This is a genomic window from Microcystis protocystis FBCC-A270, assembly GCF_050500235.1.
In the GTDB taxonomy this organism is placed as follows: Bacteria; Cyanobacteriota; Cyanobacteriia; order Cyanobacteriales; family Microcystaceae; genus Microcystis; species Microcystis ichthyoblabe_A.
Genome location: NZ_CP191407.1, coordinates 1,673,756 through 1,689,435, shown reverse-complemented (window position 1 = coordinate 1,689,435; position 15,680 = coordinate 1,673,756). Strand labels below are relative to the sequence as shown.

The following is a 15,680-nucleotide window of genomic DNA, read 5'->3' as shown; positions in this document are numbered from 1 at the left end:
TGAACTTAAAACTCAAATCTGATAACTCGACCGAATCTAAGACCTAATTGGTTAAGCCAAAAGCTTTGATGTGCTTAGTTTCTAACCTTCTTTTTAGGTAAGAGAATTGCCAGATTCTTTCTTTTGCCTTTTGCCTTCAGAAGCTGATAACTGATAACTGATAACTGATAACTGATTACTGGTCCTTGTTTGCCGAACCAGCACCGCGATATTTGAGAGATGAGGAGCGAATTGGGTTAGCCACCGTGGTATTATTGGTGATTTTAACCTCCGCACCGCGATATTTACCCCCTCGCTCCTTGACAGGAGCCTCGGCGACTGTTGGCTCCATATAGGTGGCCCCACGGTACTTTTTCTCGCCGGCGGTTTCTGGAGTGGGGACGGGGATATTCTTCTGCTCTTCTCGTCCTTGCCATAAAAAGGTGACGACAATCACAACTGTCAAGAGAATTAATAGCTGAATCTGCCAAGGAGCTAAAACCAGACTCAACACTAAACTAATTACCGTGGCGGCACTGGCGAGATAAGCAATTTCATCGCTGGACTTCTGCCAGAAATAGGCAGCCAGAGCAGCGGTGAATAGTGGCAACAAAAACAAATAGGACATTCTGGGTACACCTTGTCATGCTAGTGAACCAATCTCCCTATATATTACCTCCCTAGCTTCGATCGGCGAAAAATATTAACTTAGCTTATACATCCTATAAGTTTTATTTTGTCAATCCTTCTTTACAATTCGTAAAAATATTGTTACATTTATTTACATGAACTAAAAGTTAAAGCAAAACAGCCAAGACAGCAAGCCGGTTTAGATTGTCTCGAAGAGTATAGGACAGAAGATGATTCCTTGAGTCCGAGACAACGGCAAAAAACTTGGCCTACTAGCTTAAAAAAGTTTTCGGGGTTTGGGTTTACCCCATTGACAGATTTGCTTGAGTTCTCCTACATAACTTAGCGCTACCTCGGCTGGACACCGAGGTTTTTTATTTTGTGACAGCGTTTTCGACTAAGTAAAACGTAGGCTCTCTTATTCTTTGTGTGATAAGTTTAGATTATCTAGAAGCGATCAATCTTTGTGTTCTTTGTGTCTTTGTGGTTCGTTCCAGTTGATTGCCAGCAGGAATGTATCCTATAATACATTTTACCCACCAAACCCAAGAGAGCCAAACGTAGATAAATTAATTGAGATTACCTACTTAATTAAAAATTAACTTCATTTTGATGCACGGAATCCAAATAAAACTTGATTACATCTTCCGATGCACCCTGACATTGCAACTGTCCTTTATTCAGCCAAATTGCTTGGTCACAGGACTCTTGAATTAAAGTCAAATCGTGGGAAACTACTAAAATAGTAGCGTTAGAATTCCAGAATTTTTTTAAACGTCGTTTACACTTATTTTTAAAACTTTCATCCCCGACGGAAAGGACTTCATCAAGAATAAGAATATCGGGGTGAACCTCTGTTGCGATCGCAAATCCTAAACGAGCCACCATCCCAGAAGAAAGAGATTTCACCGGCGCTCCCATATATTCTTCTAACTCAGCAAAGTCAAGGATATCTTTGGTTTTTTCCTTCATTTCCTGACGCGAAAATCCCAGCATTACCCCATAGAGAATAATATTATCTTTTACTGGTAAATCTGGATCAAAACCCGCTCCTAATTCAATTAGAGAGGCAATTTGTCCCCTGACTCTCACCTGTCCCTTTGTCGGTTCTAGAATACCACAAATGACTTTTAAAAGAGTAGATTTTCCTGCGCCATTAGCTCCAATGATACCTAATTTTGCTCCAGAATTAATTACTAAATCTATATCATCTAGAACTAATTTTTTGGCAGGTTGACGATATTTACCTTCAAGAAGAGAGAAGATTGTCCTTTTTAGATCGTAGGAAAATTCTTCTTGAGTGCGTCTTTCGAGAGACACTTGATCGAGTCGAATTACTTCTGTCATTTATAATAAATCCATAAATAAATGTCGCCATAGTCGGAAGCAAGTCCAACCAATTCCTAAGATAATGATCCCACCGAGTAGAGATTGAAAAATCAAACCAAAATCCGGTAATCCGGGGGAAAGGGACAATTGGCGAATACTTTCAATTACCGGTAATAATGGGTTTAATAGCAGGAATGGTTGTACGGAGGGAGGAATAATTTCTGGAGGATAGAAAATCGGGCTGCTAATCCAAGCGACAAAACAAACAATTTCGTAAAAATAGGGTAAGTCTCTGAAGAAAACGTAGAGGGTACTAACAAAGAAACCCACTCCCGTGCAAACCAGAGAAAGACCGATAACGGGAAAAATCAGAGCAATTACATTAATTAAACTTTGAGACTTCCAGAGAGTTACTATAGCCAAAAGGGGAAAGATACTAATAGCAAATTGAAAAATATTTGCCACCACCATGGAAACGGGAAAAATGCTAACTGGCAGACGAATTTTATTTAAAATACTGCCATTACCAACAATACTAGGTAAAGCTTGGTTAGTGGAAGCATTAAAGAAATTTATTACGACTAAACCAGTGAAAGCCGCTAGGACATAGTTAACTAGAGAATTATCAAAATAAGAGGCGAAAACCGTGCCGAAAATTGCCGTGTATAGTGCAGTCATAATCACGGGATTTAACAAAGACCAGTAAACCCCCAGAAAAGAACCCCGATAGCGTCCCTTGAGATTACGTTCCACTAAAACACTAAGCAATTCGTAATATCGCCGCGCTGTTGACCATCTAGTTTTTGCTTGGAGATCGGTCATAGGGATAATTGTCATCTCGTCAGTATTCAGTGCCTTATTCTAAACGATTACCGTCAATTTTGTCTATCGATCGAGGGAGTACTCTAGTTTTTATCCAGTCCCCGACGACTCTCCCTCTCCGGAAAAAGTTCCCTTCTTGGTCGATTTATCTGGCTCAAAAAGCTTAAAAATTGCTAAAAGCCTCTTTTTTTAGGGTTGAATTCGGTTTTTAGGGACAGCCTCAGCTAATTGACCTAGACTCTAGCAGGTTGGCCCATAAAATTGACACCAGATCAAAGCCAAGAAATGCCGATTTAAACAGAGCTAATCTCAGAAAAACTGGAGTCAAAAACCGATAACTTAACAATTTCCTAAGGGACAAACTAAGAATTTAATCTAATTGATGTCCCGTCAGTTCCACAAAGATATCTTCGAGGTTGGAAGGGCGACACATTACTCCAGTTTTATCGCTCAAAGTGTCGAGATAGGCATTAGCATCAGCCACGGTGGGGAAGAATTTATAATCGATTTTATCGCCAACTTGTTTGATAACTAAACCCTCGCCATACTTACTACGAAAATCCGTTAGAGTTCCTAATTCGATTAATTTGCCCGCATCCATAATGCCAATTCTGCCCGGTTTTCCTGCGGCGTTATCCTGACAGAGAAATTCCACTTCTTCCATGTAGTGAGTGGTTAACAAAATTGTCATTCCTTGCTGGTTTAAATCGCGAATTACTTCCCACAAACGACGACGATTTTGGGGGTCTAAACCGACAGTCGGTTCATCGAGAAAGAGGATTTTTGGTTCGTGAAGAAGAGCGCGAGCAATCTGTAAACGTCGTTTCATCCCACCGGAAAGAGTTTTGGCAAGGGCAGATTTTCGATCGCTTAAACTGACATAATCTAAATAGCGATCAATTAATTCCTGTCTCTGGGGATTGGGGATATGGTGCATCCGGCCGTGAAATTCCATATTTTCCCAGACGGTTAATTCCCCATCAACGCTAATCTGTTGTAAGACTACCCCAATATTTTTCTTCACCTGATCGCGGTATTTTTTCACATCATACCCCGCCACTTCGATTTCTCCTTGACTTGCTTCGGTTAGAGTGATAATCATGCGGATTGTCGTCGATTTTCCCGCACCGTTGGGACCGAGTAAACCAAAGATTTCCCCTTTTTCGATGGCAAAGGAAAGCTCGTTAACTACCGGGAGATTATTATAGATTTTAGAAACGCGATCGAGAGCAATAGCGGCGGTCATAGTTACAAAAGTTAATATTCTAGCTATGGATTAGTGTAACCGAATTAGCCCAACTCGACGGCGATTTTATCCTTCCCCCTCGGGATCGTCCTATCGACTTTGGTTTTATCTCATCACAATCAGATTAGAATGCAGATAAAAAATCTTGACTTTGCTGCTATCAGATGCGAGTTTTTCTGCCAATTCTCTGTTTATGTCTAGGAATAGGGGAATTTTTCCTCAATCCCCCCATTAGTCCCGTCAATTCCTTTCCCGCAACCACGGTAACTCGAACGGAAACCCGTTTGCTGCTGAATTTAAAAAAAAGACGGGTTTTTGTTTACCAAGGACAGAAAATAATCGCTTCTTACCCAGTGGCGATCGGTCGTCCGGGTTGGGAAACCCCGACGGGACAATTTAGGGTGATTCAGATGGTGCGGGAACCAGTCTGGGAACATCCTTTCACCGGTCAACTGGTGCCATCGGGAAAAAACAACCCCTTAGGGGCCCGTTGGATTGGATTTTGGACCGATGGCGCGAATTTTATCGGTTTTCACGGTACACCCCAAGAAAATCTCATCGGCCGGGCCGTCTCCCACGGTTGCGTTAGGATGCGCGATCGAGATATAAAAGCTTTATTTGAAAAGGTAAAAATCGGCACTTCGGTGATAGTAGTCGCTCAATAGAAACAATGGGAAAAAATGTCACATTTACCAACACTTTACCCGATGATGTCGAGAGATCCGTCTTAACCAGCAATTTAGATAGTCAACAGTTTAAAATGAGAGAAACTGAGCCAAGAGGATAATCGGTGAATATTATTGAACTAATCGGGATCGTGGCGGGAATATTAACCACTGTCTCCTTTTTACCCCAAGTGATTAAAACTTGGCGTTATCGTTCGGCTAAGGACTTGTCCTTAACTATGTTTATTTGCTTTTGTCTGGGGGTTTTTCTTTGGCTCATCTACGGCCTTTATATGAACAGTAAACCGATTATTATTGCTAATTTTGTTACTTTTATCTTAGCGGGGACAATTCTCTATTTTAAGATTAAATATGATTAAAATAACTGACAATCTCTTGCGGCCCTATTGGCTCACGTCATGACAATTCTACAATTTATTGCGCCATCTAGGGGCGCGGATAGGATTTTTAGGTTAATTTATTGTTAAGATGATCATCTTTGACCATTGAGACCAAATTTGGGGTCAAGAAACATGAGCGATCGCATCGAGTGGATTAATGCCCTGTCAACCCGTCCCTCCCTAGAAGCAGCGGTGACGGAAGTAGTGGAAAAAGTGCAAGATAAGTTAGTCGGATCGGCAGATCTAGCCATAATTTTTATTTCTTCTGCCTATGCCAGCGACTATCCCCGTTTAGTTCCCTTAATCTTGGATAAACTCCCCGTTCCTGTCCTGATCGGCTGCGGTGGGGCGGGGATTGTCGGTATGGGTGACAGGGAAAAAGCGCGAGAAATCGAAGCGAGTCCGGCTTTAAGTCTCACCGTCGCCCATTTGCCTAATGTGGAAGTGCAGCCCTTCTATATCGAAGCGGCGGAAATGCCCGATCTCGACAGTTCCCCCTCTAGTTGGACAGAATTATTAGGGGTAGAAGCGGCCAAAAATCCCCAATTTATCCTTTTAGCCGATCCTTTTTCCAGTCGCATCAATGATCTGTTAGAGGGTTTGGATTTTGCCTACCCCGGTTCGGCCAAAATCGGCGGTTTAGTCAGTGGTGGCATGATCGAACGTTCTGGGGGTCTATTCTACCACGATCAACAAAAACCGCGTAATAGCTATCTCTATCGTCAGGGAACCGTAGGAATCGCCCTTTCTGGCAATATTATCGTCGAAACTATCGTCGCCCAGGGTTGTCGTCCCATCGGACCGATTTATCAGGTGAGTGAGGGAGAACGCAATATTATCATCTCCATGACTGGTAAAGGGGCCGATGGGACTCCGCAACCACCTTTAAACCTACTGCGGGATTTAATCCCCTCCTTAAGGGAAAAAGACCGAGAATTAGTGCAAAACTCCCTTTTTATCGGTATTGCTAGGGATGAGTTTAAAATGCAGTTGCGGCCCGGGGATTTCTTAATTCGCAGTGTTTTGGGAGTAGATCCTCGTCAAGGTGCGATCGCAATTGGCGATCGAGTTCGTCCGGGGCAGCGGGTACAATTTCACCTGCGCGATGCCGACACTTCCGCTCTAGATTTAGAATTACTTCTGCAAGCTTTTCCCCGAGACAAACCTAATAGCTCAGAGGTACTAGGTGCTTTAATCTTTTCCTGTCTCGGTCGCGGGGAAAATCTCTACGAAAAACCGGACTTTGATTCGGGTCTTTTTCAGCGTTATTTCGCCAATGTTCCCCTTGCCGGTTTCTTTTGCAATGGAGAAATCGGGCCGGTGGCTGGGCGCACTTTTTTACACGGTTATACCTCGGCCTTTGCCCTCTTTCGTCAGGGAATTTAATGTTATACTAAATAGTTAGTACGCTAGGGAGTAGAACGATGGTAAAAGCCCAATCTTTCTCTGAGTCGGAGATTATCTATGCCGATAGTGATGGTAAACCGATGGCCGATCATACCAAACAGTTTCGCTGGATTGTGACGATTAAGGAAAATCTCGAATGTTTATTCGCAGACAATGACAATGTGTTTATCGCCGGCGATCTGTTGTGGTATCCGGTCGAGGGGGATAATAAAATCTGTCAAGCGCCGGATGCTATGGTGGTGTTTGGCAGACCCAAGGGCGATCGAGGTTCCTATAAGCAATGGTTAGAAAACCAGATTGCGCCGCAGGTGGTCTTTGAAATTCTCTCTCCGGGCAACACTAAAGCGGAAATGCGCCGAAAATGGCAATTTTATCAGCGTTTTGGCGTAGAAGAATATTATCTCTACGATCCCGATGCTAATTATCTACAGGGTTGGTGGCGCAGGGGTGATCAATTGGAGATGATTGCCGCGATCGATAATTGGCAGAGTCCGCTTCTACAGATTCGTTTTCAACTGGAGAGTCCCCAGTTAGCTATTTTTTATCCCGATGGCTCCCGGTTTTTGACCACCCTAGAAATCAAGCAAAAAGCGGAATTAGCCGAACAAAGGGCTAGGACTGCCGAACAGCAAGCCCAACAGGAACGACAACAGGCCCGGGAAGCTGAGGCAAAATTAGCCCGCCTAGAGGCGCAATTACAGGCCCTGGGGATTAATCTAGGGGAAAGCTAACGAGGGGCGGGAAGGACGGGATTTAACCACTGGAGAATCTCATCTTTGAGACGGGAATTATCCCGGGCAAGTCCCTGTTTTAACCATTGGCCGATCGCATCGAGGGGAGTAAATACTTCTCCGGTTTGCCAACTGACATCTTGACCCAAGGGAGTGAGATGATTACCCGGGAGAGTTCGCAGGGCAATTAAATCATTAAAGCGTTTTTTTAGCAGGGGATTTAATACCAGAGATTGATCGATCGTGTCGTCTTGAAAACGGATTAAAAGATTGCGACGAATGGCATAATCTTGGAAAATTAACTCGTTTGTTTCTTCGGGGGAAGGGGTAAATTCGAGGTTAAAAGTGGTGTCAATTTGCAAAGGTTCGATGAAGGGAATAGCCCGACGAATCGGATAATTATTAAAGGAAATGAGGATATTTCCCTCCCGTTCCACTTCGTAGAGACTACCGATTAATAAATGTAGTTTACACCCCATACTGTGACCCAATCCGTAGATGGGGAGATAACCTTGGCGCAGACTATGATTCCAGCGCAGACGTTCAATAATATTATCAAAACGGTTTAAAACTGTGCGGGCGATCGATTTGTGATCGAGGGTATTAACAAAGGGAGTAGCGACAATAGCGTATCCTGAATTCCCAAGACTTTCTAATAACCAACGATAGGTAATATTCGGTGCCGCCGCCACAAATGCCCCACCTAAAAAGTGAATGATACCCCGGGGACGACGGGGGAGAAAAACCCAATTACCTGCTATTTCTTGCCAATTCATAATTAGTTATCAGTGAATTAATAACTTCTTAGTCACTCACTAAATAAATACCACTTCCTATTATACTAAATCCTGTTGAAAAGGGATAGGAGATTAGCCAGAGATTAGCGACACTGGATAAGGATAACTGCTTACCCAAATCATCAAAGATCGGGATGAATAGTTCTAGGCTAGTTTTTTCTTAATAAAAGCCACTAATTGAGACATTTGTTTTTTGATAGTTTCCATTTCTGTTTGCATTTGGGCAATTTGGCCATGGAGATTCTGAATATCAGTGCTATAATCCCCGGAGAGTTCCTCTAGTTTCGGGTTAGAAACTGTTGGTTTGGCAGAATACTGTTTTGCCTTGGCCATCGCTTCTTTAATCGCCTGTAGCAATTGTTTTTGGTCGAAAGGCTTTTCAATAAAGGCAAAATATTGGAAAGGTTCGGGTATTTTCTCTACTACCTCCTCTTTCCTTCCTGACATTAACACTAGGGGAATACTTTTGAGATTATCTTCGCTTTGGATTTGCTGAAACACCTCCCAACCGCTCATTTTTGGGAGAAGGAAGTCCAAAATAATCAAATTTGGGTTTTCGGTACGAATGAGATTATAGCCCTCTAATCCGTCTTTAGCTTCGAGGAATTCAAAGTTACCCTCTGGTAACATATCGCGAACGCGCATCCTAATCACTTTACTGTCATCGATAACGAGAATTTTATGATTTGACACGATAGACACCTGAGAAAAGAGACAATGGATAAACTCGATGATTCGAGGGGATATTGGCGAAAACTTTCGGCATAGGCATTGAGAATTCCCAAAAAACCCTTAGAAACTAAGATACACCATAAAGAAAAAACCTCGGTTAATGTCCGAGGCTGCTGTTGTAGGAGAACTCAATGCAAAACAAAAGGAAGATACCAAAACCAAAAAGGTTTTGAACGGTAAATCACCTTTGTTGTCCCATTGTAACCCCTGTTTAAGCGTATCGGGATGAAGTAGCACTTTTCAGGGCTAAATAACCTAAACCGAGACATAAAAGCGCATTTATGCCCAAAAATGCCTGAGCGATCCTACCAGAACCTAACCAGACCAGAGTAGGATCGATAACGGCACTGATACCTAAACTCACCGCCATGGCTAAAGATACCCCCACCGCTAACCATTTTGCCTGGGGATGACCCAAAAGCAGAGCAATCAGGACAAAGGGCAGGATAACACTGGCAAAAAGCGGATTAAGGGCAGAACTTCCCTGAATAACGCCTCCTAGGTCGGAAAGAGAACTCCCCATCACTCGGAAAGGCCATTGGGGTAAATCGAAGATATAAAGACCTCTGAGGAAAAATAAGCCAGAACTGCCAAAAATTAGACCAGCATTCAAAAATCCGTTCCAGGGGAAGGGAAAATAATTTCTCAGCCACCAAGCGAGGAGATAAGAACCCAAAACCATAGCCATTTTGGGCAAAACCGCCACCGCACCGCCATCAATCCAGAAACGGGGATTGAGATAACCGTTATCGCGCAACCAACGCCAAAAATCTTGGAAAGTAATCTGTCCTTTCAGGGCCAATTGTACGGCACTGCCCGCGTCTAATTGTCCGGCCCCAAAATGATTAAAGGGATCATCATTGATCTTACGGGCCGACTGTTGCAAAACCTCTAAAACTGCATTGGGTTCTTTAATTCCCGCAGCCTTGATTAAAGCTACCACCCCGGCAACGTGAGGGGCTGCCATGCTGGTTCCCTGAAAACCGAGGAACGCCGGTTCCCCTCCCTTAGCGGGATCGATGGTTTCTTGGATAATTTTACCCGTATCGGAGCCGCCGGGGGCAGCAATATCGATTCCAGCCCCGAAATTAGAATAGGGGGCTTTATTTCCGGAGGCATCTACCGCAGAAACGCCGATAACGTGGGGAAAACGGGCAGGATAGGCGGCGGAATTATCATCGGCATTACCGGCAGCGGCGACGATTACCACACCTTTACTATAGGCATATTCGATCGCCTCTTTCATTACTTGGGTTTCGCCTCCACCCCCTAAACTCATATTGATGACATCGGCTTTATTATCGACGGCAAAACGGATCGCTTCGGCAATATCGCCCACGGTTCCCCCACCCGTCCCGGAAAGCACCTTGAGGGGCATAATTTTGGCTTTGTAGGCGATGCCGGCCACCCCGTAGTTATTATTGGTCGATTGGGCAATTGTTCCCGCTACATGGGTTCCGTGACCGTTATCGTCCTCGGCATTGCTGCGATCATTGACGAAGTCGTAGCCTTCCACAAACTCGGTTTCTCGCAGATCGGGGACTTTTGATACACCTGTATCAATAACAGCGACGGTGATCCCCTCACCGTGATTTTCTTCCCAAGCGCGTTCGATGTTAATTCCCCGCAGGTTCCACTGTTTGCTATAGTCGGGGTCATTGGGGGCGATAAAAGCATGATATATATAATCTGGTTCGATCGACTCGGTGTGTTTTTTTAGCTCGGAATTGCGGAGAGTTTTCAGGAGTTTGCTATCTCCATCGATAATGTAAAGATGTTCATCGATGGAAAAAATACTATTTAAACTGGTGGTTTTTCCCGCTTTTTTATTGACAGTATTTAACTGCTCATCGAGGACGCTGACCGGTATATCGTCCTTAAAGTCGATTAAAATTGATTGATATTCGCCCCGATTTGCTAATCCAGTAAAGTGAAAGAGCGCAAATCCTAGACCGATAATAAATAGGGTTAACAATAAGAGTTTTTTCATAGATTTCCTAAGAATTGATCATTGCCAGCCAAGGTTCTTTTAGTTTCGATGAGAGAATCCGAGGGAAGTTCCCCTATTTTTGTCGCAGTTAAAGATAGGACTAACCAGTTACAAAAAAGTCACCTGTTGTTTATTTTAAGCTCGATCGCCGATCGCTGTTAATTGCCGACTGGCAAAAATAGCTTCGTAGTGGCGATAATGTTTAAATTCGAGGAGATTATAGAAAGGATCCTCTAGAAAAAAGGTTTTATGTTCGGTTATCTCCCCATTAAAGCGAGTTTTTGGTTCTAGATAAAATTTTAGTTGATTGACTCGTGCTTTTTCGAGAAGATTGTCCCAATCCCTGGCATCCGGCAGAATTAGACCAAAATGGCGAGGATAAATGCTATTTTGGGGAGTAAGAGGCATTTCGGTGACGTGAGCGACTACCTGATGACCATAGAAATTTAAGATTATCGCTTTCTCGGTTTCCCTTCCTGCTAAACAACCTAAACCATCACAGTAAAAGCTTTTAGCTGTGGACACATCGGTAATCGGAATAGCGAGATGAAAAATTGCAGGTTGATTCATGGCGATCGAGTTTATCCGCATTCTACTAGGTTCTATTGTAGCGATCGAGGGGCGACCCTTCCGGGAATTTTTTTTTAATTGGCAATTACCTAGAATTGGCCCGATAAATCTCAAGATATCAAAAAGTGCTGGCTCTTCTAGGTTCTGTGTGATTAGTTTAACTTACTATATGATCGATCGATCTTTGTGTCCTTTGTGTCTTTGTGGTTCGTTCCACCCCCTCGCTCTTGAGAAATGTATCCTAGAATACATTTTACCCACCAAACCTAGGAGAGCCAAGTGCTGGCCTTTGCAGTAATCGGGGGAGAAAATTAGGCACTTTTTCCCTGAAAATTAGGTAATTGACCCCCTGAAAATGGGTAAAACCCCACACCCCACACCCCACCTAAAGACTTTGTGCGATTCTAAAACCAGCGTGTTGATAAAAATTCCGGCGAAACCAATTGCGATAGTAGGGTAGGATTTCTGTGCCGTTAGTCACCCAAGCTCCTCCTAACATCATTTTATGTTGACTATTAAAGAAAGGAGTGGAATTGTCAGCATAGAGGTAATGGGGTTGAAAGTCAGTTAAGGGATTAAAATCATCTTCTAGCCATTCCCAGACGTTACCGCGTAAGTCATAAATTTCTGAGTTATTGCCCGTATTTTTTAACATTCCTACGGCAGTGGGAGAACAGAATTTTAAATTGAGGTTATAGTCATCAAAGTTATCGTTTTCTAGGGTATAACATCGATTTTTTTGACTGCCATAGGTGGCTAAATTCCACTCAGCTTCCGTCATTAAACGTATTCCTTGACCTTGAAAACGACAGTAGGCGATCGCTTCATAATAGTTCACTTCTACTGGCCAATCAAGAGGTAAATCGAGAGCATCAAACATGGATCGATATTGATAATTTCCTCCCTCATCTACCAGCCAAAATTTAGGATATTTGACTCGATAATGATTTTTCCATTGCCAAGCTTCCTCATCCCAATAACTGGGATTTTCGTAGCCACCATTATGGACAAATTCTTTAAATTCTCCGTTGGTAATCATATATTTACTCACCAGAAAATTGTTAACTTGAATTTGACGATAACCATACTCGTTGTCCCAACCATAAACAGGAGAATCCTGGGGTTTACCAATTTCTACTATTCCCCCAGAAACCTCCACCATTTGATTAGGACTAGCTTGACCAAAAGAAGGGGCATAATGCCAACCGGAAGGACGTTGCAGACAATCTAACGGCAGTTGTCTGAGTAACATTGAAGATGTTTCAAAGTGAACACGCTGATGCTCGATTCCCATCATTAATGACCAGAGAGAATGCTGCGGATGAATAGGAAGATTGAGGGGGATATTTTTAATTATTTCGACCACAATTTCATAGACTTGTTGCCGATATTCCCAAACTTTATCCACCCTAGGCCACTGAATCTGAGCGATAGCAGAGTTTAATTCTGCGGGAGTTGCCGGATCTACTCCCACTCCAAACAATAATTCATAGTCAGGATTAGGGCTTTTTTTTAATAGGTTAACCATCTGCAATTTATTCAGATAAAAAGCGGCAGCATGACCTAAATAAAAGATGAGGGGATTTCTTAAATCGTCAGGGTTACAATAAAAAGCTTCTTCTTTGATGATGCTTTTTAACAGCATATCTTCTAATTGCCAAGCATTTTCAAAATAGTCCAGTATATTTTCTCGACTACAGTTACTTAGAGAGATAGGAGCCTGTGCTTGAATCTTTTCCATGTTTTTGTGCCTCTATTACTGATGATAATGTTTTCGTTAATTACAGGGATAACTGACAGAGAATTAACCCAAATAAATTTTCAGGATCGGTGAAAACCTTGAGCGGGTTTAATCCCTTTGATTCTAGGTCTTTTTGCATAGTTTCTAGGTTGAATTTACGCGAGATTTCTGTTAAAATACTCTCCGATGCTTGAAAATTAACTGTTAAATCGAGTTTTTTGAGATGAACAGGGTGAGTTTTTTGACAAATTAAATACATTTCAATTTGAGATTTATCTTGATTATAGATAGCTTGATGACTAAATAAATCAAGGTTAAAATCAGCTTGAAAACGCCAATTTAAATGGGAAAGCATATTTAAATTAAAAGCGGCTGTCACCCCTTGAGCATCATTATAAGCGGCTTCTAATATTGCCGACGGTTTTTGGAGATCAATCCCCAATAAAAAATAATCTCCAGCTTTTAAGACAGTGCCAATTTTTCCTAAAAATTTATCACATTCAGCCGCAGAAAAATTACCGATCGAACTTCCCAAGAAAAAAATTATTCTGGTATTATCGGAAGCATTTTGATAATAAGCTAAGGCCTGTTCATAGGTTCCAATTAACCCCTGAATCGGTAAATTAGGATATTCTTTTTGTAATTCTATGGCACTAGCTTGGAGAATAGTTTCACTAACATCGATAGGTACATATTTAGAGGATTTTTGTTGCCGATAATAAGCGTCCAATAACAGACGAGTTTTAGTGGAACTACCACTACCTAATTCTATCAATTCGCAGGGACCTGTATAGGCGACAATTTCTTGAGCATATTCTTGGAGAATAGCCGCTTCTGTCCTAGTGGGATAGTATTCTGGCAATTGACAGATTGCTTCAAAAAGTTGGGAACCTTGCCGATCATAAAAATATTTAGATGGTAAACTTTTGGGGGTTTTAGTTAATCCTTCAATCACATCTTTTCCCTGATCTTTAACTATATTTTTACCGGTGGCAGTGGTGGCTAAATACTCAATTTGTAATAGTTCTTGTTTAGATGGTTTAAGTTGCATAGATTCTCCAGATTATTCTCCAGTTTTTTGATTGTTCTCGATCGATGCCGGGGACGAAATCCACTTTGACAGCTTGAATGCTGGCAGAGATTATCGTTCCCCGGTAATTTTACCATAAAACGCCGCAAAATTTACCTCTTGTCTATCTAGACAAGGTTTGTGGAAGGTAAATAAAAGCTGTTAAATCCATCGAGATGGGTGCTGATATTATCCAAGCAAAATTACCCGTTCAATTAATCAGTAAAAATTGCATTTCCTCTAAGCTAAGATTTTCTTGGATATAGCGAGGATTAAGGGGATGATAAGGACTAGCAAGACGATCTATCTTAATAATTGTCGCCGTTTCAGGAATGATCGGAATATCGGGATCGTAGGGGGTGCTGCGAGTAAGAGAACTAGAAAAACCCTTAAAAATAGAGATTTCTTCCTCCTCCCCATCCACAGCAATAGTCACTAATAAAACCTCGTGGGGATTTTTGAGGGTGTATTGTTCGAGTTGTTGACCAATATTCATAGAAAAATGGCTAATTATCGATAGCTAAAGACTTACTGTTGTAAAGCTGAACGTCCCTGTTTGCCAAGGCGAATAAGAAGAAAATGGGCAAAATAGAGAGTATAAAAAGAGAGACCAACCAAACCAAAAAAGCCCAAAACATTAGCGGTAGCTTCTGAATGAAAAATCTCGCGAAACTGCCAGGGTGCTTCCTGCCAAACCTGACAATAGGGAGAATTTAGCAATTCCCCTGACATAGCACAGGAGAGAAAAGGTAAGGTAGAAATCGCGCCCAGAGGAGAATAGATAGTTACTGCCCAACGCCAAGCAGTGGTGACAAATTTAATCGGACTAGCGGGTAAATCTTTAATTTCATCGTTAATATCCACCCAAAACCAGAGGGAAATCGGGATTAAAATCTTAGCTAAAAAACTGGTGACAAAACCAATCGGCCAGGAAGCAATCATTAAATATACAGTAATTAATAAAAGACTAGCCACTCGCCAATAGATAATCAACAATTTCTGTAATGATTCGATTTTTGCAAATAAAGACCAAATCAACAAAATTGCCGGAATAATCACCGTAAATAGGACGGCTAAACGATAATCTATCCAAACGAGAGGACGAAACCAAAGTTGATTCATAAACTATTCAGACATAATTACACTGTCAACATTTTACTGTCTTCGGACGCAGCAGCTAAAATCGGCCACAGCTTGACCAACAAACAAGAAAACGAGGGGCGATCTCTTTATAGTTGAGATCGCCCTAAAGCTAGGATTCTACTGTGAGGAGAGAAAAAACCGCTGCCCGATTCCATTAATCTTCATAAATGCGACACTCGGCGGCACCGGGATTATCATCACAATACTGTTCGAAGTTGGTTTTTTGGGGGTGGTCTTGACGTTGGTGAGCGGCTTCTGCTTGTAATTCTTCCACCGCATCCCAAGCGGCGGCACATTCACCAGAGGTAGCACCTTCCGTACTACAGACGGCTCTGGCATTTTCTAGCTCTTCTTGAATTTTATCTTGGATATTGCTCATGATTCCTCTGGAATTGATCTATTGACACTCTAACAATTATACAGTCACC

General features: G+C 42.2%; 17 protein-coding genes. 4 read left to right on the top strand and 13 right to left on the bottom strand.

All coding sequences use genetic code 11. The annotated features are described in order from the left end of the window. Positions 1–175: 175 nt before the first annotated feature. The 4 genes from ACQY1X_RS08295 to ACQY1X_RS08280 form a co-directional block, all read right to left on the bottom strand. The gene (locus ACQY1X_RS08295) at positions 176–607 is read right to left on the bottom strand and encodes a DUF4278 domain-containing protein (protein WP_016516091.1); all 432 of its coding nucleotides are present in this window, start codon (positions 605–607) and stop codon (positions 176–178) included. Positions 608–1,200: 593 nt separating this feature from the next. After that, positions 1,201–1,956, bottom strand: coding sequence for an ABC transporter ATP-binding protein (locus tag ACQY1X_RS08290; RefSeq protein ID WP_002739797.1), 756 nt, complete (start codon positions 1,954–1,956; stop codon positions 1,201–1,203). Further along, positions 1,957–2,760 (bottom strand): ABC transporter permease, encoded by an 804-nt coding sequence (locus ACQY1X_RS08285; RefSeq protein WP_430015573.1) that lies wholly within the window; start codon positions 2,758–2,760, stop codon positions 1,957–1,959. It lies immediately after the preceding gene. Between the two features lie 370 nt (positions 2,761–3,130). Further along, positions 3,131–4,006: an ABC transporter ATP-binding protein gene (locus tag ACQY1X_RS08280; protein WP_002740012.1), complete on the bottom strand. Its 876-nt coding sequence runs from the start codon at positions 4,004–4,006 to the stop codon at positions 3,131–3,133. 164 nt (positions 4,007–4,170) lie between these two features. Here ACQY1X_RS08280 and ACQY1X_RS08275 point away from each other — a divergent pair, with 164 nt between their 5' ends. The 4 genes from ACQY1X_RS08275 to ACQY1X_RS08260 all read left to right on the top strand — a co-directional run bounded on the left by ACQY1X_RS08275 (position 4,171) and on the right by ACQY1X_RS08260 (position 7,210). Further along, a complete protein-coding gene (locus ACQY1X_RS08275) occupies positions 4,171–4,671 on the top strand; it encodes a L,D-transpeptidase (RefSeq protein ID WP_016516089.1) in 501 nt (166 codons plus the stop codon). Between the two features lie 125 nt (positions 4,672–4,796). Next, the gene (locus ACQY1X_RS08270) at positions 4,797–5,051 is read left to right on the top strand and encodes a SemiSWEET transporter (protein WP_002739519.1); all 255 of its coding nucleotides are present in this window, start codon (positions 4,797–4,799) and stop codon (positions 5,049–5,051) included. Positions 5,052–5,204: 153 nt separating this feature from the next. Further along, positions 5,205–6,458, top strand: a complete 1,254-nt coding sequence (locus ACQY1X_RS08265) for an FIST signal transduction protein (protein ID WP_430014351.1) — start codon at positions 5,205–5,207, stop codon at positions 6,456–6,458. Positions 6,459–6,496: 38 nt separating this feature from the next. Then, positions 6,497–7,210: a Uma2 family endonuclease gene (locus ACQY1X_RS08260; RefSeq protein ID WP_430015572.1), complete on the top strand. Its 714-nt coding sequence runs from the start codon at positions 6,497–6,499 to the stop codon at positions 7,208–7,210. Here the strand turns inward: ACQY1X_RS08260 and ACQY1X_RS08255 are convergent. The 9 genes from ACQY1X_RS08255 to ACQY1X_RS08215 form a co-directional block, all read right to left on the bottom strand. Continuing rightward, entirely contained in the window at positions 7,207–7,986 is a 780-nt protein-coding gene (locus tag ACQY1X_RS08255) for a DUF1350 family protein (protein ID WP_316577918.1), read from the bottom strand. The two genes, ACQY1X_RS08260 and ACQY1X_RS08255, sit on opposite strands and share 4 nt — an antisense overlap. Positions 7,987–8,151: 165 nt before the next feature. Next, positions 8,152–8,700: a response regulator gene (locus ACQY1X_RS08250; protein ID WP_002793002.1), complete on the bottom strand. Its 549-nt coding sequence runs from the start codon at positions 8,698–8,700 to the stop codon at positions 8,152–8,154. A gap of 250 nt (positions 8,701–8,950) precedes the next feature. Further along, complete coding sequence (locus ACQY1X_RS08245) at positions 8,951–10,729, bottom strand: S8 family peptidase (protein ID WP_430014349.1); 1,779 nt, start codon at positions 10,727–10,729, stop codon at positions 8,951–8,953. A gap of 135 nt (positions 10,730–10,864) precedes the next feature. Next, positions 10,865–11,299 (bottom strand): VOC family protein, encoded by a 435-nt coding sequence (locus ACQY1X_RS08240; protein WP_002740177.1) that lies wholly within the window; start codon positions 11,297–11,299, stop codon positions 10,865–10,867. 385 nt (positions 11,300–11,684) lie between these two features. Then, complete coding sequence (gene ovoA, locus ACQY1X_RS08235) at positions 11,685–13,040, bottom strand: 5-histidylcysteine sulfoxide synthase (RefSeq protein ID WP_430015571.1); 1,356 nt, start codon at positions 13,038–13,040, stop codon at positions 11,685–11,687. A 40-nt stretch (positions 13,041–13,080) separates the two neighbouring features. Further along, entirely contained in the window at positions 13,081–14,091 is a 1,011-nt protein-coding gene (gene egtD / locus ACQY1X_RS08230; protein WP_430015570.1) for an L-histidine N(alpha)-methyltransferase, read from the bottom strand. 229 nt (positions 14,092–14,320) lie between these two features. Further along, complete coding sequence (locus tag ACQY1X_RS08225) at positions 14,321–14,605, bottom strand: hypothetical protein (RefSeq protein ID WP_002739558.1); 285 nt, start codon at positions 14,603–14,605, stop codon at positions 14,321–14,323. 32 nt (positions 14,606–14,637) lie between these two features. Next, positions 14,638–15,231: a DUF3177 family protein gene (locus ACQY1X_RS08220; protein WP_002740183.1), complete on the bottom strand. Its 594-nt coding sequence runs from the start codon at positions 15,229–15,231 to the stop codon at positions 14,638–14,640. A 175-nt stretch (positions 15,232–15,406) separates the two neighbouring features. After that, on the bottom strand, positions 15,407–15,631 hold the full coding sequence (locus tag ACQY1X_RS08215; protein ID WP_430014344.1) for a Calvin cycle protein CP12: 225 nt from the start codon (positions 15,629–15,631) through the stop codon (positions 15,407–15,409). Positions 15,632–15,680 lie beyond the last annotated feature (49 nt).